Source organism: Flavobacterium sp. ZE23DGlu08, from assembly GCF_030505335.1.
In the GTDB taxonomy this organism is placed as follows: Bacteria; Bacteroidota; Bacteroidia; order Flavobacteriales; family Flavobacteriaceae; genus Flavobacterium; species Flavobacterium algoritolerans.
This window is the reverse complement of sequence record NZ_CP130045.1, coordinates 1,196,145-1,221,401: the sequence shown is the minus strand read 5'-3', so window position 1 is coordinate 1,221,401 and position 25,257 is coordinate 1,196,145. Positions and strand designations below refer to the sequence as shown.

General features: G+C 35.4%; 15 protein-coding genes. 13 read left to right on the top strand and 2 right to left on the bottom strand.

The window, feature by feature from the left end; translation table 11 throughout:
- The first annotated feature begins 10 nt into the window (after window positions 1-10).
- The 5 genes from rfbB to Q1W72_RS05300 all read left to right on the top strand — a co-directional run bounded on the left by rfbB (window position 11) and on the right by Q1W72_RS05300 (window position 6,868).
- Window positions 11-1,057, top strand: a complete 1,047-nt coding sequence (gene rfbB, locus Q1W72_RS05320; RefSeq protein ID WP_302137566.1) for a dTDP-glucose 4,6-dehydratase — start codon at window positions 11-13, stop codon at window positions 1,055-1,057.
- A 40-nt stretch (window positions 1,058-1,097) separates the two neighbouring features.
- Window positions 1,098-1,967: a glucose-1-phosphate thymidylyltransferase RfbA gene (gene rfbA / locus Q1W72_RS05315; RefSeq protein ID WP_302137565.1), complete on the top strand. Its 870-nt coding sequence runs from the start codon at window positions 1,098-1,100 to the stop codon at window positions 1,965-1,967.
- 120 nt (window positions 1,968-2,087) lie between these two features.
- Entirely contained in the window at window positions 2,088-3,041 is a 954-nt protein-coding gene (locus Q1W72_RS05310; RefSeq protein ID WP_302137564.1) for a UDP-GlcNAc--UDP-phosphate GlcNAc-1-phosphate transferase, read from the top strand.
- 240 nt (window positions 3,042-3,281) lie between these two features.
- Window positions 3,282-4,421: a DegT/DnrJ/EryC1/StrS aminotransferase family protein gene (locus tag Q1W72_RS05305; RefSeq protein WP_302137563.1), complete on the top strand. Its 1,140-nt coding sequence runs from the start codon at window positions 3,282-3,284 to the stop codon at window positions 4,419-4,421.
- Window positions 4,422-4,900: 479 nt separating this feature from the next.
- Entirely contained in the window at window positions 4,901-6,868 is a 1,968-nt protein-coding gene (locus Q1W72_RS05300; RefSeq protein WP_367881675.1) for a polysaccharide biosynthesis protein, read from the top strand.
- A gap of 78 nt (window positions 6,869-6,946) precedes the next feature.
- On the opposite strand, the gene Q1W72_RS05295 is transcribed toward Q1W72_RS05300, so the two are convergent.
- Window positions 6,947-7,687, bottom strand: coding sequence for a tyrosine-protein phosphatase (locus Q1W72_RS05295; protein WP_302137562.1), 741 nt, complete (start codon window positions 7,685-7,687; stop codon window positions 6,947-6,949).
- A 132-nt stretch (window positions 7,688-7,819) separates the two neighbouring features.
- Window positions 7,820-8,470, bottom strand: a complete 651-nt coding sequence (locus Q1W72_RS05290; protein ID WP_302137561.1) for a sugar-binding protein — start codon at window positions 8,468-8,470, stop codon at window positions 7,820-7,822.
- Window positions 8,471-9,165: 695 nt separating this feature from the next.
- Here Q1W72_RS05290 and Q1W72_RS05285 point away from each other — a divergent pair.
- From Q1W72_RS05285 to Q1W72_RS05250, 8 genes are all read left to right on the top strand, one after another.
- On the top strand, window positions 9,166-12,228 hold the full coding sequence (locus Q1W72_RS05285) for a TonB-dependent receptor (protein WP_099713403.1): 3,063 nt from the start codon (window positions 9,166-9,168) through the stop codon (window positions 12,226-12,228).
- Window positions 12,229-12,239: 11 nt separating this feature from the next.
- Window positions 12,240-13,937: a RagB/SusD family nutrient uptake outer membrane protein gene (locus Q1W72_RS05280; RefSeq protein ID WP_302137560.1), complete on the top strand. Its 1,698-nt coding sequence runs from the start codon at window positions 12,240-12,242 to the stop codon at window positions 13,935-13,937.
- A 103-nt stretch (window positions 13,938-14,040) separates the two neighbouring features.
- Window positions 14,041-15,381, top strand: a complete 1,341-nt coding sequence (locus Q1W72_RS05275) for a DUF3472 domain-containing protein (RefSeq protein ID WP_302137559.1) — start codon at window positions 14,041-14,043, stop codon at window positions 15,379-15,381.
- A gap of 100 nt (window positions 15,382-15,481) precedes the next feature.
- Window positions 15,482-16,861 carry a Gfo/Idh/MocA family protein gene (locus Q1W72_RS05270; RefSeq protein ID WP_302137558.1) on the top strand — a complete coding sequence of 460 codons (1,380 nt, stop codon included), beginning with the start codon at window positions 15,482-15,484 and terminating at the stop codon, window positions 16,859-16,861.
- A 252-nt stretch (window positions 16,862-17,113) separates the two neighbouring features.
- Window positions 17,114-18,592: an arylsulfatase gene (locus Q1W72_RS05265; RefSeq protein ID WP_302137557.1), complete on the top strand. Its 1,479-nt coding sequence runs from the start codon at window positions 17,114-17,116 to the stop codon at window positions 18,590-18,592.
- 109 nt (window positions 18,593-18,701) lie between these two features.
- On the top strand, window positions 18,702-19,817 hold the full coding sequence (locus Q1W72_RS05260; protein WP_302137556.1) for a formylglycine-generating enzyme family protein: 1,116 nt from the start codon (window positions 18,702-18,704) through the stop codon (window positions 19,815-19,817).
- Window positions 19,818-19,901: 84 nt separating this feature from the next.
- Window positions 19,902-21,455 (top strand): sulfatase, encoded by a 1,554-nt coding sequence (locus Q1W72_RS05255; RefSeq protein WP_302137555.1) that lies wholly within the window; start codon window positions 19,902-19,904, stop codon window positions 21,453-21,455.
- 536 nt (window positions 21,456-21,991) lie between these two features.
- A complete protein-coding gene (locus Q1W72_RS05250; protein WP_302137554.1) occupies window positions 21,992-25,237 on the top strand; it encodes a glycoside hydrolase family 2 TIM barrel-domain containing protein in 3,246 nt (1,081 codons plus the stop codon).
- Window positions 25,238-25,257 lie beyond the last annotated feature (20 nt).

Genomic DNA, 25,257 nt, shown 5'->3' with positions numbered 1-25,257 from the left:
AAATAATAAAATGAAAAAAATATTAATTACCGGTGGAGCCGGTTTTATAGGGTCTCATGTGGTGCGACTTTTTGTGAAGAAGTATCCTCAGTATCAAATCTTTAATTTAGATGCGCTGACCTACGCCGGAAATCTGGAAAATATTGCGGATATAGTGGCAGCGCCGAATTATACTTTTATCAAAGGTGATATCGTTGATGCGCCGTTTATAGACCAATTATTTGCGGAACATCGATTTGATGGGGTTTTGCATTTGGCTGCTGAGTCACATGTGGATCGTTCGATAACGGATCCTTTATCGTTTGTAAAGACCAATGTTATCGGAACCATGAATTTATTGAATGCGGCTAAGGCTATCTGGCAAGGGAATTATGTGGACAAACGTTTTTACCACATCAGCACTGATGAGGTTTATGGTAGTTTGGGTGCAGAAGGATTATTCACTGAGACCACTGCTTATGATCCTAATTCTCCTTACTCGGCTTCAAAAGCGAGTTCTGATCATTTTGTTCGTGCTTATGGAGAAACATATGGTTTGCCTTATGTATTGACGAATTGTTCCAATAATTATGGTCCTTACCATTTTCCGGAAAAATTAATCCCTTTGTTTATCAATAATATTATTCAAAACAAACCTTTGCCTGTTTATGGCGATGGGAAATATACGCGCGATTGGCTATTTGTTGAAGATCATGCAGTTGCCATCGATTTGGTTTTCCATGAAGGCAAAAATCATGATACCTATAATATTGGTGGTTTTAATGAATGGCAAAATATCGATTTGGTTAAATTGCTTTGCAAAATAATGGATGAAAAATTAGGCCGTGCAGCAGGTTCATCGGAACAATTGATTTCCTATGTAAAAGACCGGCCAGGCCATGACTTGAGATATGCCATCGATGCGTCTAAGATCAATAAAGAATTGGGATGGAAGCCTTCAGTTACTTTTGAACAGGGATTAAAAAAAACCGTAAATTGGTATTTGGAAAATCAAGTCTGGTTGCATAATATTACTTCAGGGGAATATGCCAGTTATTACGAGAAACAATATCGTTAGTCGAAAGTCAAATGTCGAAAGTTATAAAGTCAAAAAAAATATGAAAGGAATTATACTAGCCGGAGGATCTGGAACCCGTTTGCATCCGTTAACGCTTGCTATGAGCAAGCAAATGATGCCGGTTTATGACAAACCCATGATTTATTATCCATTGTCTACTTTGATGATGGCGGGAATCCATGAAATATTAATTATCTCTACCCCACATGATTTGCCTAATTTTAAAAAACTGTTGGGAGACGGATCGGCAATTGGGTGCCAATTCAGTTATGCAGAACAAGCTACTCCTAACGGTTTAGCTCAAGCTTTTGTCATTGGAGAAGAGTTCATTGGGAAGGATAGCGTAGCACTAGTTTTAGGAGATAACATTTTCTTTGGTTCGAATATGGATGAATTGTTGCAATCCAATACCAATCCGGAAGGAGGTGTTGTTTTTGCTTACCATGTTTCGGATCCGGAACGCTATGGTGTAGTTGAATTTGATTCTAATTTTAAAGCACTTTCTATTGAAGAAAAACCTTTGGAGCCCAAATCAAATTATGCGGTACCCGGTTTGTATTTTTATGATAATTCGGTGGTGGAAATAGCTAAAAATATCAAACCCAGTGCAAGAGGAGAATATGAAATCACCGATGTGAACAAAGTGTACTTGGAAAAAGGAAAACTAAAAGTGGGTATTTTAAGCAGAGGAACCGCTTGGTTGGATACCGGAACTTTTAACAGCTTAATACAAGCCGGACAATTTGTTCAGGTTATCGAAGAGCGTCAAGGGCTGAAAGTGGGCTGTATTGAAGAAATTGCCTGGAGGCAAGGTTTTATTACAGAACAGCAATTGAAAGAACTGGCCGAACCTTTAAAAAAATCGGGTTATGGGGAGTATCTTTTGGGATTGTTGAAACATAAGCTGTAAGTTTTAGTCATTAGTCATTAGTCATCAGTCATCAGTCATCAGTGATCAGTGTTCGGTAATCAGATTCTAGTGTTCAATGATCAGTATTTAGTTTTCAGATTATTATTTAGCGTTTAAAATATGATATATATTGCATTATTATTTCTATTGATTGGAATTGAACTTTTTTATTTTAAAATAGCGGATAGATACAATATCATCGATAAACCCAATAGCAGATCGTCCCATACTTCCATTACTTTACGAGGTGGCGGAATTATTTTTCCAATAGCGATTGGTATTGCTTTTTTATTGGGATACGTTTCTTGGCCTGTAACACTTGCTGTGGTATTGGTTGCGGTAGTCAGTTTTATTGATGATATCAAACCCTTGTCTCAATTGCCTCGGTTTGTTTCGCATATTATAGCTGTAGGCTTGGTTTTTTATGAGTTGCAGTTGTTTTATGAACCTTTATGGATGCTTCCGATTGTTTTTGTGTTGCTGATTGGATGGGTAAATGCCTTTAACTTTATGGATGGTATTAATGGAATAACTGTTCTATATGCCTTAACAGCTATAGTTACTTTTTCTTTTTTACCAATCAACGAAGCCAGCTTACCATTGTTGATTACAATGGGATTGTCTTGTTTGGCTTTTGGGATATTTAACGTTCGGAAAAAAGCAAAAACCTTTGCGGGCAATGTGGGCAGTATCAGTATGGCCCTTTTTTTAGGGTATTTTATGATAAAAACTATTATAGATTCAGGACAATTTGGATACATTCTTTTCTTTTCGGTTTATGGAATTGATGCTATTATCACCATTATCACCAGGTTGTTTAAAAAAGAAAATATATTTCAGCCACACCGCTCCCATTTGTACCAATATTTGGCTAATGAAATGGGCTATTCCCATATTTTAGTTGCTTTTATTTATGCTGGATTTCAATTAGGAATTAACGGATTGGTTATTTACATGGACATCAATGGCTACCTAACTCTATTTTTTATGGTTGGATTTTTACTGCTACTGACCTTTATTTATTTACTTGTTCGAAATTTCGTTACTCGTAAAATAGTCTTGAGTAATTTCTAATTCATTTTTTAATATCTTTGGGTTTAATTCCTCAAAGCTCTGCTTCGTTAATTTTTGCCACAAATTTTTACAAATTTTTTGTTCGTGTCAATTTGTATACTCTATGTTTTATTTCATGGATACCTTCATTACATCTCGACTTCGCTCGATGAGATAAAATATTGGACTGCTACACTAATAGGTTAAATTATTCTTACTTTTAGCTTCATGCACTTTCTGTGTTTTTTTTAATTTTTAAGGATGCATACAAACAAAATTTGGCTTTCGGCTCCTCATTTGGGGGGTAACGAACAAAAATACATTCAAGAAGCATTTGATTCTAATTGGATTGCTCCGGTTGGGGCTCATATCGATTGTTTTGAACACGATTTGGAAACGTATTTAGGTTCGGGCCATGTTGCTGCTTTAAATTCTGGTACAGCGGCTATTCATCTAGGTCTGATTTTGCTAGGAGTTCAGGCTGGTGATACTGTGCTTTGTCAGAGTATGACCTTTTCAGCTTCGGCAAATCCAATTTTATATCAAGGAGCTATTCCAATTTTTATAGATAGTGAACCTGAAACTTGGAATTTATGTCCAATGGCATTGGAAGAAGCGATTATTGACCGTATGGCTAAAGGCGCAACACCAAAGGCAATAATAGCAGTACATTTATATGGTGTTCCCTATAAAATAGATGAAGTCAGAACGGTTGCCGATAAATATTCCATTCCTATTCTGGAGGATAGTGCGGAAGCTTTAGGGAGCAGCTACATGAGTCGAAAGTGCGGTACTTTTGGAGATATTGGTGTCTTCTCTTTTAACGGGAGTAAAATTATAACTACTTCGGGAGGTGGAGCTATTATAACTAATTCCGCAGCACTAAAAAATAGAGCTATTTTTTTAGCGACACAAGCCAAAGATGATGCACCTCATTATCAGCATAGTGAAATTGGTTATAATTATAGGATGAGCAATATTTGTGCTGGTATTGGGCGCGGGCAAATGGAAGTGTTGGGTCATCATATCGGTTTAAAAAGAGCGATGCATGATTTTTATGCAGAATTATTCAAGGATATAAAAGGAGTTACCGTTTTTGAAGTACCGAATGCGAATTTTTTTGCAAATTATTGGTTGAGTACTATTTTAATACATCCGTCAGAAACTAATGGAATTACTCGGGAAGTACTAAGATTGGCACTAGAGGCAGCAAATATTGAATCCAGACCGTTGTGGAAACCAATGCACTTGCAACCAATTTTTTGTAACTATCCTTATTATGGCAATACTATTGCCGAGACGCTTTTTGATACTGGGTTGTGTTTGCCTTCTGGGTGTAATCTTTCAGAAGAGGATCGAAGCAGGATAAAATCCGTTATTTTGAAATTATTCAGGAAATAAAAAAGCAGCCGGTTCAGTGTAATACCATCTATTGTTTATAGATTAGCTCTAATTTGCCAGTTCGAGTCTTTCGACTTCGCTCAAGACAGGTTTGTTGAAAACCTTTATAGCATCTCGACTGCGCTCGATGAGACAAAATATCGAATCACTATACTATATGATTAAAGGTGTGATTATTAAAAAACGGTCCTCAATCATTTTTTGTTGTGTTTTACTCCACAGAATCCCGAAGTATCGGGACGAAGTGTCGGGACGAACTGACGAAAATTTATTGTAAAAAAACTAATTGCACCCAAAGGATTCAACTATTTTATTTTTGGGATTTAATGAGAATTTTGGCTGATGCTAAGGGATGTACTGCCTCTCTTTTTTTATTTATTCGAATTTTAAATCAAATTGAATCAATAAGATTTTTTTTTCCATTCATTAAATGTTATTTTTGGGGCATTGAAAGGAAATAATCTTTAAAAAAAAATACTTTGGGTACTACTAAAAATACGGATTCACCATCAGCCAACCCTAATTTTTTTTCAAGGGAGAACTTGAAATTCAGCATTCATAATTTGAGCTATCTTCCCAGATGGATCATTATTATGATGGATTTTTCGGTTTTGGTACTATCGTTTTTTTTTACCATTCTTATCTTTAAGGGAACGGGATTGGATTACATCATTACGCCAAATAGCTTTACATTTATAGCCGCTTTATTTAGTGTAAATGTTTTCTTTTTCTGGCTGTTTAGAACTTATTCCGGTATTATCAGGCACTCTTCCTATATAGATGCCGTCAAACTTTTGTTTTCCCAAATGGCAGTTTTGGTACTGTTTCTTTTTTTTAATTTTGGGTACGAGTTATTACATGGAGAGAAGGCATTTTTGAATACTGCTTTTTTTATCAATATTGTACTTTCTTTTTGTGGGTTATTTTTATATCGGGTAATCATCAAACAAACTTTTGAAATCTATTTTTCTGAACAAGGAACTAACAAATTAATCAGAACGATCATTTACGGCACGGATGCCAATGCCATATCGGTAGCGAATGCTTTAAAATTTGAAACCCCATCCCGATTTAAAATTGTTGGTTTTGTCGATAAAAACAATCAAAATGCAACGAAGCGTATGCTGGATTTGCCAATTTTGGTTAAAAAGAAAAAATTACCACCATTAATGCGCTCCGTAAACGCTCAAGCGGTTATCATTGCTGATAAAAGCCTGTCAAAAGAGGAGCAATTAATTATTGTAGACCAATGTTTGGAATTTAATTATAATGTGTTTACAGTACCATTAATTTCTGACTGGGAGAATCAAAAAGAGATTTCCCAAAAAGTAAAAAATATTCAAATTGAAGATTTACTGGAACGAAAACCCATAGTATTAGATAACAAATCGATATCCAAACAACTCAAAGATAAAACCGTTTTAATTACCGGAGCTGCAGGATCGATAGGCAGCGAAATTGTACGTCAGGTATTAAATTTCAATCCTAAAACTGTCCTTATTTTAGATCAGGCAGAAACACCCTTGCATCATATGTATTTGGAAATGAAAGATTTGAATTCTAATTCTGAAATGTACACTATAATTGCCGATGTAAGGAATAAAGAAGCTATGGATAATGTTTTTAAAATGCATCAACCTCAAGTAGTTTTTCATGCAGCAGCCTACAAGCATGTCCCCTTGATGGAAGAAAATCCTTCTCAAGCTATTCTTACCAATATAGAGGGCACTAAAATTATTGCTGATTTGTCGTGCTTTTATAAAGTCAAAAAATTTGTAATGGTTTCTACTGATAAAGCAGTAAATCCAAGTAATGTAATGGGAGCCAGTAAAAGAATTGCTGAAAAGTATGTGCAATCCTTACAATTGAAAAACAAGAATAACGGTGAAAAGAATGCTACTAAATTTATTACCACTCGTTTTGGAAATGTTTTAGGATCTAATGGATCTGTTGTTCCTTTGTTTACCAAGCAAATTGCTAATGGTGGACCGATTACGATTACACATCCGGATATCATAAGGTATTTTATGACTATACCTGAGGCTTGTCAATTAGTTTTAGAAGCCGGAGCAATGGGTAATGGAGGAGAGATTTATATTTTTGACATGGGTAAACCCGTTAAAATTATTGATTTGGCTAGAAAGATGATTAAGCTAGCTGGTTTTATCCCCGATAAGGATATAAAAATACAAATTGTCGGATTGAGACCCGGGGAAAAACTATATGAAGAATTACTAAATGACACCTCAAAAACACTTCCCACCTATCATGAAAAAATTATGATTTCTGAAGAGATTTTAGACGAGTTTGAGGTTTTAAGTACAGATATTGAGGAACTTATAAATATTGCAAATCATTTTGATAACGACCAAATTGTATTAAAAATGAAACAAATTGTACCTGAGTTTAAAAGTATGAATTCAACTTTTGAATTGTTGGATAAGTAGCCAAAGCATTTAATAGATTAAAAAAAGAGCCCAAAGTAGTATTACTTTGGGCTCTTTTTTTTATTTATAAAACAACGATTATCCTAATTTGAAAAATTGATTGTTGGCTATCGCTTCTTTAAGTGGTGCTAAATCTTTTAGATTTACTTTTTGTTTGAAAGCGGTAATATGATTGTCATGGTGTACATCAGAACCTACATAGGTGTACATTCCTTTTTGTAATAATTGCTCTGTAATTTTAGTTATTCCAGCGCCATAATATCCAACTACCGATAATAAATTCAGCTGGAATAAACAACCGGCTCTTTTTAGCTTAAGGTATTCGTTGAAATTATTATGATAAAATAAGTACCGTTCCGGATGCGCCAATACAGGAATATAACCTGCCACCTGTAAATCAAATAGGATAGAATACAACTGAATTGGCGGGTTGATATATGACATTTCTACCAGAACGTAGTTGTCTTTTAAAGTCAATAAATCATGTGATTCAAAAAGTTTTACAAACTGATCATCCATAAGATATTCGGCAGCCGCTTTAAATGGAACTGTAATGCTGTTCTTTTCCAGTTCTAAAACCGTAGTGGCTTTCTTTTTCAGAATTTGCTCATGAGTGTTGTCCCAAACATGTTGAATAATGTGCGGTGTTGTAATAAACTCTGAAATTCCTATTTCCTGAAGCGCCTGAGTTAGCCTTAGGGTATCTCCAAAAGTTCTTGCGCCATCATCAATACCCGGTAATAAATGAGAGTGGATATCAATATGGTAATCTGGAATTAAATCTCTAAGTATGGGTTTTGATTTGAAGAATGTTAACATACTGCAAAGTTAATAAAAAGTGTTCGGTTTTGAGTAATCGTTGTTCAGTTTTGAGTGTTTAGAAAATAATTCTTTTACTTATTGATGCTGTAAATGTTGATGATTCAGAGTTTTCGATAGAGTAGTATTTTTCTATTCTTTTAAGATAAACAAACCGAAGGAAGATGCAACATGGAAATTTGGACTTTCTGTATTTGGGTTTATCCAAGTAATCCAGTTAGGTTCAAAACATTCATTTTGGGTCTTTATATACTTAGCTCGAAAAACACCAGTTTCTATCCTATTGTTTTTTAACAGATTAAAACTTTTTAAAGATTCAATGCTAATTGATCCCTCAACGATAAAAGAGCCAGTATTTACAGATGATTTTACTACTAAATCATTTTTGGGCCAGTTCCAATCGAAATCAAAATTCTTATTAGGATACGCTATAAAATCCATTATTCGACCAGTAGTGTCTATCTCTAAACAATAATAGGGGTTCAGTGCATCATCGGTTCTGAAAAAGAGCTCAACTCTATCGGAGTTTCCAATACTCTCAAAACTATCCTCTTTTTTTTCTATGTGGATTGTAGTATCAAACACTGTGAAATTAAAAAATAATTTTTCTCTATCCCAAAGTGCTTTAAATGTTATTTCCGTTCCTTTTTTGTTATTCCATGGGGAACAAAAATCAGTCAAAATCTGGGCATTATCCCATGCTGTATCATCTCCATTTCCGGAGATAGTCAGTTGTTTGTTTTTGATTAATTGTACTTCATATTCTTTCATTTCTGGAATCATTTTATGCGGCATTTAGTGTTTCTATAAAACGGTTTTTGAACAAATTTTTTCGAAATATAGTTAAAAGAAATTTCAATGAATCTCTTTGTCAATTTTTTTCTTTTCTCCTAACCTAATTTGAAGACTTAGATGCATCTGTTTTGTGTTGAATTCAATACCAAATAACGGGAAATTTAGATTAAAAGTAAATTCAATTATATAGAACTACTGTTGAATTTTTAATTTTTAGATTTAAAAATTCCGAATTTCTTATAATTTAATTAGTATGTCCTGTTTTACTTAAAAAAAAGAGATGGAATTGAGCTGCACTCGATTATTAAAAAATTAGAATTTTATTATTAAAAAAACGTTTCACGCAATATTTATGTGCTCGAGAACACAAATAACATGTGTTCGAGCACATTTTTTGTGTTTTTCCTTGTTTAATAAAAATTTAATCTATAGTTTCGTCACATGTTAAAAAATAACATCTCTTTTATTAGGTCAAAATTTGATGTTTTTGAAGATTATATAAGAACATAAATTTAGAAATGTGCATTAAAAAAAGATGGCAGATTTAGGTAAAAACTAACTCCGTTAAAAAATTATAAATCAAATTTTTTAGAGTTCATTTTTCTTAATTTAAAAATAGACATACGACACTTAAAACAGAATAAACCAACAAACAATTATTAACTAAAAACCATTTCAAGAGTATGAAATTATTAACCCAAAAAAAACCTAGGGATTTAGTGATTAACAATCTGTCCCACAAAGAAATCAAACTAACACTTCTTTCTTTATTAGCTTTAACTTTTCAAGTTTCCACAGCTTCGACAATAAAAACGGTTGCGTCATACGATATTAATTTATCATTAGTTCAGAAAGTTGTAAAAGGAAAAGTAACCGATGAAAGTGGTGCGCCTCTTCCTGGAGCGAATGTACTTATCAAAGGAACTACGATAGGAGTACAGACAGATGCTGACGGTAATTTTTCTATTGAAGTATTGGAAAATAGTAACACTTTGGTCGTTTCGTTTATTGGAATGGAAGAGCAAGAAGTTGCCATTGGTGTAGGCCCATTAAAAATTGTTTTAAAAGAAACAGGTCAAAAATTAAATGAAGTAGTTATTGTAGGTTACAGTACGGTCAAAAAAGAGAGTCTTACCGGTTCATTACAAACAATTAATAACAAGAAGCTTACAGATGCGACAACACCTTCTGTTGAAAATTTATTAGCAGGAAAAGCTACAGGAGTTTATGTAAACTCTGGATCTGGACAACCAGGTGAAGCCGGAAAAATAATTATTAGAGGAAAAACAACAGTAAACGGAAGCACTGATCCTTTATGGGTAGTTGATGGAGTTATCGTAGGAAGTAGTGCCGGTAGTATTAATCCTTCGGATATTGAAACTATGACGATACTTAAAGACGCAGCTTCAACTGCGGTATATGGTTCGCAAGGTGCAAACGGAGTTATTGTTGTTACCACAAAAAGTGGAAAATCAGGTAAAGCAACCATTAATTTCTCCACTAAAATGGCTGCGACAACTTTAAATACCGGTAATTTCAACTTGATGAATGGAGCAGAATTATATGACTTGTATGATTCTTTTTCGAATAAACAGGATTTTTCAAATGCATGGTGGTGGACTCCCGAATTAAGAAATAAAAATTTTGATTGGTGGGACAATGCTACCAGAACAGGCTTAGCTACGGATCATAATCTTTCTATAAGTGGTGGTAATGAAAGTCTAAAAAGCTATATTTCTCTTGGTGTTTATGATGAAACAGCCGCTATAAGAGGATATGATTACACGCGTTATAATGCCCTTTTGAAATTTAGTTACAAAGTAAATAATTGGTTGACAGTCCGTCCACAAATTAATGCTACACGCAGAGATGTATTAGACAGACAACATTCTGTAGGCGCTATGTATGGCAATATGCCTTGGGATAACCCTTATTTAGCAGACGGTACTTTGGTGGGGAATCAACCAAATCCTACTTGGGTAAATACAACTGGATCGAACTATTTGTATGATTTACAATGGGACTACAGCGAATCTGAAGCATACGATGTTAGAAGTAATTTTGATTTTGATATAAAACTTACGGATTGGTTAACATTTGCATCAGTAAACAACTATATTTTTTCAAATTCAAATTCTATGGCTTATTCAGATCCACGATCTTCCAGCGGATTAGCAGTAAAAGGTAGAATTGAGGATTACATGAGTTCTTATAATAGAGTGTATACTAATCAATTATTTAAATTCAATAAATCATACGGAAAGCACGACTTTAATGCCATTGCCGGATATGAATGGAATGAGTTTAACTCAAAAAGTACGGTAGGAATTGCTACTGGATTTGCTCCGGGATTTATAGTTGGTGATGTAGCTTCGATTCCTGAAAAAGTAAAAGGAAGCAGAGCACAATGGGCTGTACAATCTTTACTATCGAATGTAAATTATACCTATGATAATAAATACTTAGCGCAAGTTTCGCTTAGACGTGACGGAGCTTCAAATTTTGGGGTTAATTCACAATATGGAAATTTTTTCTCAGTAAGTGGTGGATGGAATATTCATAAAGAAGACTTTTTTAAAGCGGATTATATTACAAACTTAAAACTTAGAGCCAGTTACGGATCAGTAGGAAATAGACCAAACAGTCTTTATCCACATTATGCCTTGTATTCTTTAACGACAGGTTACAACGAAAATCCAGGAGCCCTAATTTCTCAAATTGCAAATCCTGATTTAAGTTGGGAAAAAACATATACAGCCGGAGTTGGTTTAGACATTAGTTTTTTAAAACGATTCAACCTTACTTTAGATTATTATGATAAAGACACTTCTGGTTTATTGTATCAAGTTCCTTTGCCAGGAGTTATTGGAGTTACCAGCATTTGGAAAAACGTTGGGGCAGTAAGCAACAAAGGTTTTGAAGCTGCACTTAATGTTGAAATCGTTAAAAACGAAGATTGGAGATGGGCTGTTGATGCTAATATTGGCGTGAATAAAAACAAAGTAACCAGTCTTTATGGTGAAAGAAAGCAAATCATCGTGGGCGATGGTTCTGGAATTGCCGGTTCAGCTTCTAAATTATTGACTCCAGGGAAAGACGTAGATACGTGGTACCTTACGGAATGGGCTGGTGTAGATCCAGAGACCGGAAGACCACAATGGTTTGAAACCAATGCAAACGGGGAACGCGTAAAAACGTTTAGTTATAGTAATGCTTCAAAAACACCGATTGCTATGGGAGCCTATACTCCTTCGTTTTTTGGTGGATTTTCAACAAATTTAGATTATAAGAGTTTTGATTTATCAGCCATATTTACCTATTCTGTAGGAGGTGAAATTTATAATTATGCCAGAGCAGAATTTGATTCAGATGGAGCATATACTGATCGTAACCAAATGAATCTTCACAGCGGATGGAGCCGATGGGAAAAACCGGGAGATATTGCGACTCATCCTCAAGCGAGTTATAACAATCAAAGTAACTCAAATAAAGCTTCGTCTCGTTTCTTAGAAACTGGAACCTATCTAAAAATGAGAAGCCTTTCTTTAGGATATAACTTAAATGTGGAGCGTTTGAATATTTCTAATCTTAGATTATTTGTATCTGCAGAAAACTTATTTACAATTTCTCACTTCTCTGGAGTTGATCCTGAGATACCACCTAGTAATGGTCAAATAACAGGAGTTGCAACATCAGTATATCCTCAGACACGCAAATTTGTATTAGGTCTTAATCTTACTCTTTAAAAAAATAAATCATGAAAAAGATATTTATATTATTCATTACAATTAGTTTCTTATACTCTTGTGAGCTAGAGAGAGAGCCATTTAATTCGTACACCGAGGATAAAATCCTTGCTGATAAAGAAGCTTCTATCGAAGTGCTTTTGAATGGATGTTATGCACAACTTAAGGGTTGGTCTGACGTTATGCACAGAGTAGGGGAGTATCCCGGAGACAATATGATGATAAGAGGAACTTCTACAGATTCATTCTATTCTTTTATTTCGTACCAACATATTCCAAATAATGGTCGATTATCTACTTTTTGGAACAACAGCTATAAAATTATTTCACAATCAAGTGATTTAATAAAAATTATTCCAGAAGGTGAAAATGCGCAAATTGACCAACAATTAGGAGAAGCGTATTATTTAAGAGGAATGATTTACTTTTATTTATGCAGAACATATGGCAGACCTTATTCTCAATCTCCAGAAACTAATTTGGGAGTGCCCATTGTAAACGGAATGCCTGATGATATTGATAACATTCAATTGCCGGATAGAGCTACAGTTAAACAAACTTACGAGCAGGCTATTAATGATTTGAAAAAAGCAGAGACACTAATGACCATAAAACGTAGTGCTACTTATGCAACCAAAGAAGCTGCACAAGCAATGCTGTCCAGAGTGTATTTGTATATGAGCGGTACCTACCAAAATCCAAATCAAGATTATGCTTCTCTTTCTATAGAATATGCTACTAAAGTAATTGCAAGTGGTAATTACAATTTGCTTAGCAGAGCTGATTTTATGAAATACAACACGTTTGCTCCTGATGCTGCCGGACAGACTGAAACAATTTTTGCTGTTAAACGTGTGGCTTCAGAGTTTTCCGGTTTTGATCATTATTATGGTATTGGTGGTATGTATGCTAATATACAAGGACAAGGTTGGGGCGAAATGTATGCTAGCGCTAAATATTTAGATTTACTACGTAAGTCAGGTAAGAAAAATGATGCTCGTTGGGCATTTATTGAACCTCAATATTCAGTTGATGCGTCAAATAATAAAACAGAAGCATTCCGTTTTGTACATGATTCTTATAATGCCAGCGGAGTACAAACGGGGTATAACTATCTGCAACAACCATTGAAACGTAATGCTGATGGTACATTCTATATCAATATTGGAACAGATAAATATGATCTGACAGAAGTTGATGCTGCGGAGAATAGCTATTCTATTGTTTATAAAGGAAAAACGTATGTTGGTGAAAAAGATTTTATGATGTTGTTAAACCGCGTATATCCAATGTACTATATCACTAAATGTTCTTTACAGGATAATGATTCGCATCTTCATTCTCCAATCATTTCAAGATTATCAGAAATGTATTTGAATATGGCAGAAGCCTATGCGAAAAAAGGAGATTACACAAATGCACGTATCAATTTAAATGTTGTTAGAGAAAGAGCAATTGTAGGAGGAGGATATACTACATTAACTAGTGCCAATGCTATTCAACTAATTGATGAAGAGCGTCAATTAGAATTAGCCTTCGAAGCACATAGAGGCTACGATGTATATAGAAACGGACAAACTATGACGCGTCATTATCCAGGACCACACCGTGCAATGGAAGATATTCCTGCATCAAGTTTACGCGTGATACAATACATTCCTCAATCAGAAATAAATGCTTATCCCGGAACGCTAACCCAAAATCAATAATAAAAAGGTTAGAATAATGTTGTTAAAACGTCCATTTGGTTAAGAATAAAAGGTGTCAGAAAAGGTAAATTCCTGAATAGAAATAAGTATAAAAAAATTAGAGATGAAAAAAAGATTCTTTACAAAACTATTAGCAATCGTATTATTGATTCCATTTACTTCTTGCAGCGGTGGTGAAAGAACTGGCGCTATTGGTGAGGACAATTCTAAAATGATAACTGAATTTTCTTTGCCTCTTGGTGGAAATGCTTTTAGTTCAACTCCCTTAGCGAAAGTTGAAACCATTACAAAAAATGGAATCGAGTATTGGACCAATTCTGAAGAATATTTTACTGCTTATTTTCGAATTTCTGAACCGGGAGTTTTCCAATTCTCCATAAATAAGGAGTCATTGGTTGTTCTTGGTAAATCAACTTTAGAATTCACCATTAACAATGAATCTAAGAGAGTAGAATTCAACGACACCAAAAAAGATTCTTACCAAATAGGACGTTGGGAAATTACTGAACCGGGTTATGTTGCTTTAAAAATAAAAGGAATCAGCAACAATAAAAGTAATTTTCCTTCTATTTCAAGTGTAACAATTAACAGCTCGATTGCTAAAGACAAAATTGCATTTGTTCAAAATGACGAAGGTAGTTTTTATCATTGGGGAAGAAGAGGGCCTTCCGTACACTTAAATTATCAAGTACCAACAGATGCAACTATCGAATGGTATTACAACGAAGTTACGGTGCCAAAAGGGCAGGATATTATAGGTTCTTATTATATGGCAAATGGTTTCGCAGAAGGCTATTTTGGTATTCAAGTTAATTCGGATACAGAGCGCAGAGTATTATTCTCTGTTTGGAGCCCATTTGTAACGGATGATCCAGCAACTATTCCAGATTCTAAAAAAATTAAACTCCTTAAAAAAGGAGCAGGAGTAACAACAGGAGAATTTGGCAATGAAGGTTCCGGTGGACAAAGTTATTTGAAGTACAATTGGATTGCAGGAAATACGTATCAGTTTTTACTCCGTGGAATTCCTCAAAACGATAATTCAACAACCTATACCGCTTACTTTTTTGCACCCGAATTAAACCAATGGCAATTAATAGCCAGCTTTAACCGTCCGGAAACCAATACTTATTTAAAACGATTTCATTCGTTTTTAGAAAATTTTTCTCCGGAACAAGGGAATAAATCTCGCGAAGTGTTATTCAATAATCAATGGTATTGTGACGCTAAAGGGAATTGGACAGAGATAAACTCCGCAAAATTCACAACTGACAATACGGGCACTATAGGATACCGTATGGATTATTCCGGTGGCCTGCTAAATAACGAATCATTCTATTTGAAAAACGGGGGCTTTTTTAATAATTTTACCAAAGCGCAAAGCGTTTTTACAAGACCGTTACATCAAAAAAAACCGGATATTGATTTTAACGCATTACCGTAAAGAGTACTCACAGTTTAAGCTAAAAATAATACTAAAGTATTGCAGAATGGGTAATCTACAGCTTGATTATCTTCCTTTTTTTAAATAAATAAATTAAATTATGAAAACTACAATTTTTAAATCACTACTAATTATTTGTTGCCTTTTAGGATGGGTAGGGTCGTCTGCCCAAATGATAAAGACTCCTGCTCCAAAACGTGCTAAAGGACAAACGGATGTTTTGCGTCTTGCTACAGCTCCAATCCCTACTGTTCGTATTGCGTTCATCGGTTTAGGGATGCGTGGTCCTGGAGCAGTAGAGCGTATGACCCATATTCCGGGAGTGGAGATTGTTGCATTGTGCGATATGTTAGAAACCAACACGAAATCAGCAAACGAAATTCTTACTAAAGCAGGACTTCCTAAAGCAAAAGAATTTTTTGGGGATGAAAATGCTTGGAGAAAAGTAACAGCACTTCCTAATGTAGATCTTGTGTATGTTGCAACTGATTGGAAAAACCATGCAAAAATTGGCGTTCAAGCTATGAAAGATGGTAAAAACGTAGCCATAGAAGTTCCTGGAGCCATGACTATGGAGGAAATTTGGGATCTGATTAATACTTCCGAAAAAACACGTAAGCACTGTATGCAATTGGAGAATTGTGTGTATGACTTCTTCGAATTGACGACATTAAATATGGCTCAACAAGGATTGTTTGGAGAAATTATGCATGCTGAAGGTGCTTATATTCACGGACTTCAACCGTTCTGGGGCGAGTACTGGAATAACTGGCGTATGGATTACAATAGAAAACACCGTGGTGATATTTATGCAACCCATGGAATGGGACCAGCGTGTCAAGCATTGAATATTCACCGTGGTGACAAAATGAATTTTTTAGTTTCTATGGATACTAAAGCCGTTGGTAATCCTGCTTACATTAAAGAAAAATCAGGAATAGAAGTGACAGATTTTAGAAACGGAGACCACACAATGACTATGATTCGTACCGAAAAAGGAAAAACAATCCAAATTCAACATGATGTGACTTCACCACGTCCTTACAGTCGTATGTATCAACTTAGCGGAACAAAAGGGTTTGCCAATAAATATCCTTTAGAGGGTTATGCCTTGGATTCTAAATCTGTAGGTTCAGATATTACACCCAATCATGAAAAATTGAATGCCCACAGTTTTGTCCCTGCTGATGTGAAAAAAGCTTTGATGGAAAAGTACAAACACCCGATTGTGGTGGGAATAGAAGAAAAAGCCAAAAAAGTTGGCGGTCATGGTGGTATGGATTTTATAATGGATTACCGTTTGATTTATTGTTTACAAAACGGACTTCCATTGGATATGGATGTGTATGATTTGGCAGAATGGTCCTGTCTAGCTCCTCTTACAGAAATTTCTTTGGATAACAATTCTGCACCAGTTGAGATTCCTGATTTCACTCGTGGAGGTTGGCAAAAATTAAAAGGATTAGAGTTTTCTAAATAAGAAATAAATACCAATTAGCTAAAAAAAAGAGGGTGATACACTATGTATTACCCTTTTTTGTACGTTGAATAAATACTTTTCTATCCGTTTGAATGTTTCAACTATTTCAATTCAATATTTTAAATAGTTACCAATGAAATTCTTTAGAAGTAGAAAGAGAGTATTCTTACTTCATCAACGATTTTTTTTTGATGGTTTATAATAGAAAATAGTACTTAACAGGTTGAAGTAATCTAAAAAAAAAATAACAGTATGTATAAAATTTGGAAAACACTCTTTGTCTGTTTGATTACAAGTTTGGTATTTGCTCAGCAAAAGCCAAATATCATCTACATCTATGCCGATGATATGGGGTATGGGGAATTAGGCTCTTATGGTCAACAAAAAATAAAGACACCTCATTTAGATAAAATTACCAAGGAAGGGATGAAATTTACGCAGCATTATGCAAGTGCTCCAGTTTGTGCCCCTTCCCGTTGTATGTTAATGACGGGAAAGAATAGTGGACATTCATATATTCGAGGGAATTATGAATTAGGAGGCTTTGAAGATGAGAACGAAGGAGGGCAAATGCCACTACCGGAAGGTACTTTTACAATTGCAAAGTTGATGAAACAGGCAGGTTATACTACAGGAGCTATTGGTAAATGGGGATTAGGAATGAGCAACACCACCGGTGATCCTAACAAACAGGGTTTTGATTATTTCTATGGCTACCTCTGTCAGAAGCAGGCACATAATTTTTATCCTACACATCTTTGGGAAAATGGGAAATTGGATACATTGAATAATTCACATATCCAAGTGCATAAACCTTTAGCAAAAGATGCACAGGATAGTGCATTCGATTATTTTAAAGGGACAGCCTATTCAGTGACAAAAATGGCTGAAAAAACAGTGGAGTTTATCAAAGAAAACAGAAAGAAACCATTCTTTTTGTACTTGCCATACACAGGCCCCCACGTATCGCTTCAGGCTCCAGATGAAGCGATAAGAGAGTATCTTGGACAATTTGAAGAGCATCCTTATTATGGGGAAAACGGCTATGCTTCTACACTTTATCCAAGAGCTACTTATGCGGCCATGATTACTTATATGGATAAACAAGTGGGAGAAATTATGAAATTGTTGAAGGAACTCGGATTGGATGAAAATACAATAGTGATGTTCTCCAGTGATAACGGTCCAACTTTTAAAGCAGGTGGCACTGATGTTGAATTTTTTAATAGTGCAGGAGGGTTAAGAGGGAGAAAACAGGATTTATATGAAGGAGGTATTCGTGAGCCTTTTATTGCACGCTGGCCGGGTAAAATTCCTTCAGGCAAAGTAAATAATCATATTTCTGCACAATATGATTTGATGGCCACTTTATCTGAAATAACAGGGGTAAAGGCTTTGGATAATGATGGGATTTCGTTTTTACCAACTTTGCTTGGGAATGATAATAAGCAAAAGAAGCACGAGTACCTTTATTTTGAATTCCCTGAAAAAGGCGGGCAGGTTGCTGTTCGTGTTGGGAATTGGAAAGGGGTGAAAAGCAATATGAAGAAAGATAAAAATGCCCCTTGGGAAATTTATAACCTTGCTTCGGATGAAAAAGAAACGACTGACGTTGCCTCTGAGAATCCGGAACTTGCAAAGAAGTTTGAGGCGATATTGAAGAAAGAGCATCAGCCATCACATATAAGAGATTGGGAATTTATAGTTCCTAAATTTTCTGAAAAGGAATAATAACGTGTCCATCATTTGATTTACAAAAATAATAGTTTTCATTTTTTACCATTCTGAAAACAAAGAATTTTATTTAGAGATACTGTATTGGATACCATAAAATATTAAAATGAAATATAAAACGATCATTCTTGGATTACTAATAGTTTCACTAACAGCTTGTACTAATAAACCAAGCAAAAATTCTAGTGTGATTCATGATAGTGCGATTTCCTGCGAATCGGCATTGCCATCCCGTTTTTCAATCACAAAAGATATTACCAGAGGCAACACATCGAAGTTGGTTTCTTACGATGGAATGGTACAAATACCTGGAGGTGAATTTTTAATGGGCGCTTCTGATAATGAAGGAAGAGCCGATGAATATCCACAACATAAGGTGAAAATAAAAAGTTTTTGGATGGATGCCACCGAAGTGACCAATACACAATTCAAAAAATTTGTTGACGCTACTGGCTATGTTACCACTGCGGAGATAAAACCGGATTGGGAAGAGATTAAGAAACAATTGACGCCGGGAACACCAAGACCGGATGAGGCATTATTGGTGGCAGCCTCATTAGTTTTTAAACCAACTGCCACTGCGGTCGATTTAAATGATGCCTCACAATGGTGGAGCTGGAGCAAAGGAGCCAGTTGGAAACATCCACAAGGACCGTCGAGTACTATCGCAGGAAAAGATGCTTATCCAGTAGTACATATTTCATGGTATGATGCCCAGGCGTATGCCAAATGGTGTGGAAAAAGATTACCAACAGAAGCCGAATGGGAATATGCTGCACGTGGCGGTTTAGTTGATAAGAAGTATTTTTGGGGAAATGAAGATCCTGAAAAAGGGAAATCAAAAGCAAATATCTGGCAAGGAAAATTCCCCTATTTGAATACGTCCATAGATAGGTTTAAAAGAGCCGCTCCAGTGAAATCTTTTGTGCCTAACAAATTTGGATTGTATGATATGGCCGGAAATGTTTGGGAATGGTGTAGTGATTGGTACACCCCAGAATATTACAAGGAATTGAGTAGAAGTCTTTCGGCTAATCCGCAAGGTCCTGCTAAAAGTTATGATCCTATGGAACCCACTGTTCCCAAAAAAGTCGTGCGAGGCGGTTCGTTTCTTTGCAACGCTTCCTATTGTAAAGGGTATCGGGTTACGTCACGGATGAAATCGTCTCCCGATACGGGATTAGAACACACCGGTTTTAGATGTGTTGCAGATGCTGAATAAGTAGTGTCTATTTAAAACCAGAAAACATTTTTGTTGATGCATAGAGAATATACTACCGTTGCCATAATCATAAAAAAATTAATAATGAACGTAATTATAAACTCGGTTATTCTAGTCGCTATATGTTGCGGCTTGACGTCAAATTTATCGGCTCAAGATAAGGCTGACAGCTCCAAAAAAAGACCCAATATTATTATTATAGTTTCAGATGATCATGCTTATCAGGCCATTAGTGCCTATGGAAATAAGTTGATGCAAACTCCAAACATTGACCGTATTGCCAAAGAAGGAGTTTTGTTTACTAAAGGATATGTAACCAATTCTATCTGCGGCCCCAGTCGTGCGGTTATTTTGACTGGTAAATACAGTCACAAAAATGGCTTTAAGGATAATGAGAATTCCAGTTTTGACGGCAGTCAGGACTCTTTTATAAAACAGTTGAAGGCTTCCGGTTATCAGACTGCGTGGATTGGGAAATGGCATTTGGAAACACAACCTCAAGGTTTTGATTTTTGGCAAATATTACCCGGACAGGGACAATATTACAATCCGGATTTTTATATGATGGATGGTACTAAGAAACAAAGTGACGGTTATGTGTCTGATGTTATTGAGGGTGTTTCAGAAAATTGGCTGGACAATCGCGATCAGGATAAGCCTTTTTGTTTGGTAATTGGGCATAAGGCTACACACCGAACATGGACACCGGATGGACAAGATATGGGAAAATTTGATCCCGTTACATTCCCTTTGCCTGCTAATTTTTATGATGAATATAAGAATCGCGAAGCAGCTAAAGTGCAGGATATGTCCATCTCTAAAACTATGAGGATGGGATATGATTTGAAGGTTTTTGATGATGTAAATGAAGCCAACAAAGAGGGAAATATTGCACGAATGAATCAGGAACAGCGACAAAAATTCGATGCTTATTATGATCCTATTGCAGTAGATCTGAAAAAAAGAAACTTGAGCGGCAAGGAGCTGATCGAATGGAAATACCAACGGTACATGAGAGATTATCTTAGCACTGCGGTTTCTTTAGACAGAAATATAGGTCGTACGCTGGATTATTTAGACAAAAATGATTTGACAAAAAATACCATTGTGATTTATCTTTCGGATCAAGGATTTTATTTGGGAGAGCATGGCTGGTTTGACAAACGTTTTATTTATGAAGAATCTTTTAGAACCCCTATGATGATGCGCTATCCCGGAGTGGTCAAGCCTGGCACAGTATTGAATGATTTTGTAATGAATTTGGATATTGCTCCTACGATGCTGGATGCGGCTGGAGTTGTCATACCAAAAGATGAACAGGGACAATCAATGTTGCCATTGTTCAAAGACAGAAAGGCAAAAGGACGTGAGGCTATGTATTATCATTATTATGAAAATGGAGAACATTCTGTATCCCCACATTTTGGAGTACGAACCAAACGCTATAAATTAGTTCGTTTTTACAAAAGGGTAAGCTCTTGGGAGCTTTATGATTTACAAAAAGACCCGAATGAAATGAATAATGTTTACGGACAAAAGAGTTATAAAAAAATCACTGAGGCTATGAATATTCAACTTCATAAGTTAATTAGCCAGTATGATGACCAGGATGCGAAAAAAATTTTGATGAAAGAATAGATTTTCTTTCTATATAAAATGAAGGGCTTTTGTTTATTATTGCCTGTTTAAATACCTATTTAATATTTATTGACAATTTTATAGGAATATGGATTTCAGGCAGGATATAACGACCATCAAATTTAAAAAAACAACAAATTTCATTATAGTAATTTAATAGATTATTACATGTTTTTCTTTAAAAAAGGTAATACTATTAGCGAAATTGTACTATAAAAAACACTTTGCGTATTTTTTTTGTGTTCGAGCACATTTTTTTGTATTTTCCTTGTTTACTATAAATATAATATATAGTTTCGTGGCTTATAGGTGTATAGTGAAATTTTGATTTGGCTATTTCAATGGTTTTTCAGCGAAGAAAAAAATAATAAATAGTCATTGATTGAAATAGATTATAGATTAAGTCATTTTACAATCGGTTTTATTTGACTTTTAAAATTGATTAATTGTAATTCATCGAGGAAATGAATGTCTAAAAGTTATGGATTAAGAAAGAGGGATGCAATCAAATTTTTTAATCAATTGATAAAATTGAAATGAAGAAACTAATTATAATGAATTGTATGGATTTTACAGAACAACAAAGCCTTATTAAAAGTACTGAGGTGGGAAGTATAAAACACATTGTGATGACAGTATTTATGTTGCTGCTATCGACTACTATCTTTGCTCAACTACCTGCTGAATTGTTAAATCCTGAAATTATTTCCATAAACCGGATGCCGATGCGTAATAATGCTTTTGGTTTTGAAAACATGGAGAAAGCAAAGCAGTATGACAGGGAAAAGTCAGCAAATTTCTTGTCATTAAACGGCAGTTGGAAATTCAATTGGGTGCAAGACCCCAACCAACGCCCTCAAAATTTTCAAGAGCTTAGTTATGATGATACCAAATGGACTGATTTTCGAATACCGGCCAGTTGGGAAGTAAACGGATATGGCTTGCCTATTTATGTGAATCAGCCGTATGATTTTGCAGGTCATAATTTGCGTTACTCCAAAATGAATCCGCCTTTCGATATCCCGGCCAACAATAATCCGGTAGGGTCATATCGTAAAAAAATAAATCTGCCTGCCAATTGGAGAGGAAAACAGGTTTTTATTCATGTTGGGAACGCAAAATCGTGTCTGTTTGTATGGGTAAATGGAAAAAAAGTAGGCTATAGCGAAGACAGTAAATTGGCTGCCGAATTTGATATCACCGATTTTTTGAAAGAAGGGGAGAATCTGATTGCTTTCCAGATTTATAGATGGAGTGATGCCAGTTATTTGGAATGTCAGGATATGTTCCGTTTTTCAGGAATAGAAAGAGATGTTTTTTTATATGCAACAGAAAAGTTGGATATTCGAGACACGAAGATTGTCAGTACACTGGATGCGACTTATACTAATGGTTTGTTTTCTATCAACACTGAGATTGACAATTATAAAAGAGAGAATGGAACCTACAGCAAGAAAGACAGTCTGACGGTTGAAGTAAGCTTGGAAGATGCCAAAGGAAATGTTGTTTATCAAGATAAAACAAAAGATTTTAGAACGGTTCTTGGAAAATACAAGACCAATATTGAATTCCAGACAACCCTAAAAAATGTTGAAAAATGGACTGCCGAAACACCTTATCTGTACAGACTATACATTACTCTAAAAGATGTAAAAGGAGCAGTATTGCAAGTGGTACCACTTCGTGTAGGGTTTAAAAAAATAGAAATCAATGGAGCTGACTTTTTGGTAAATGGCAAGAGAGTTTTCATAAAAGGAGTGAACCGCCATGAGCATCATCCAACAAACGGGCATGCGCTCAGCAAGGAGGATATGCGTAAAGATATGGAGATGATGAAGAAATTGAACATCAATGCGGTTCGTCATTCTCATTATACTCCGGATCCTTATTGGATGGAACTTTGTGACGAATATGGTTTGTATGTTGTAGATGAAGCCAATATTGAATCGCATGGATTGGGTTATGATTTAGATGTGACTTTGGGTAATAAGCCGCTTTGGAAAGAAGCTCATTTGCAGCGTATCCAGCGCATGTATGAAAGAGACAAGAATCATGCTAGTGTGATTACTTGGTCTTTAGGAAATGAAGCGGGGGATGGCAGCAATTTTTATGCAGCTTACGATTGGTTGAGACAAAAAACAGATTTGCCTATCCAGTATGAAAGGGACATTAATTATGGTGCTCCTAATGATACTCATTTCTCTGAGATTTTTTGTCCGCAATATATGTCTCCTGACGATCTATTGGCTTATTCCAAAAGTGATGCTAAAATTCCAAATATCCAAAGTGAGTATGCCCATATTATGGGGAATAGCTTAGGGAATTTCAAGGATTATTGGGATATAGTAGAAAATAATCCAAAGCTGCAAGGTGGTTTTATCTGGGAATGGATTGATCAGTCCATTGATACCCTTAAAAATGGTAAACGTATAAAAGCTTATGGAGGAGATTTTCCGTTGGAAGGTCCGGTTGATGAAAATTTAAGTGACAATAATTTTTGTGTAAAAGGGGTGGTTACCGCTTATCGTGAGATTACGCCAATGGCTCTGGAAGTAAAACATGTGTATCAAAACATCAAAACAAATTATATTGATGATAATACCATCTCGATTAAAAACAGTTTTTTCTTTAAGAATCTGGATAACGTGATGCTGCGTTGGGTATTACAGGAAAATGGCGTTGCAAAAGAAAAAGGTGTTCTAAATACTATTTCATTACTGCCACAAGAAGAAAATAATTTTAAGCTTGCGATAAAAACCATTCAAAAAGCCAATAAAGAATATCAGTTGAATGTGTATTACGTATTGAAGTCAGAAGAGCCTTTCTTGCCTAAACAATATGAAATTGCCGCTGATCAGCTTTTGTTGAAAACGTTGCCTGCCACAACTGCTGTATTTAGTTCAAAAAAAGCGTTACAATTGAAAGAAACAAAAGAGTTTTATACTATTTCAGGTAATAATTTTGACGTTATTTTCGATTTAAAAAAAGGAATACTTTCGGGCTACAGCGTCAAAGGAGAGGAATTTATAACACAAGGACCGATGCCTTCTTTCTGGAGAGCACCAACGGATAACGACATTGGAGCCGGTTTTAATACCAGTTTAAGGAAATGGAGAAATGCGTATGAAAACGGCAGCGAATTGCAATCTTCGGTACTAAAAAACAAGGACGGTTCAATTCAGGTGAAATTAGCAAAGAAATTAGTTGATGGCGATGCATCTCATCAACAAATATTCACGGTTTACGGTGATGGAAAAATCAAAGTAGATAATGAATTCACAGCTTTAAAAGGAAAAAATCCGTTGTTGTTGCGAGCAGGAAATGATTTGGTTATCAATAAAAGTTTTAATAAAATCAATTGGTACGGTCGTGGTCCGGGAGAAAGTTATTGGGACAGAAAGACAAACACTTTCATTGGTCAATTCCAGCAATCCGTGGAGGAACAATATTATCCTTACGCAAGACCGCAGGAAAGTGGTAATAAAACGGAAGTGCGTTGGGTAAGTTTCAGTAATGCAAAAGGAAGAAAAGTACAGTTCGCATTTATAAATAATTTATTGAGTTTTTCTGCTTTGCCTTATCAATTGGATGATTTAGATCCTGAGGCACAAAAGAAACAATACCATAGCGGTGAACTTAATAAAAGAGACGAAATCTACCTCCACATGGACTTGCAGCAAACTGGTTTACAGGGAATGGACAGTTGGGGATCGTGGCCAATGAAAAAATACAGGATTCCGTTTGAAAATTACAATTATAGTTATTGGATAAAATTTGAGTAATGTATTTGTGTCGAAAAAAG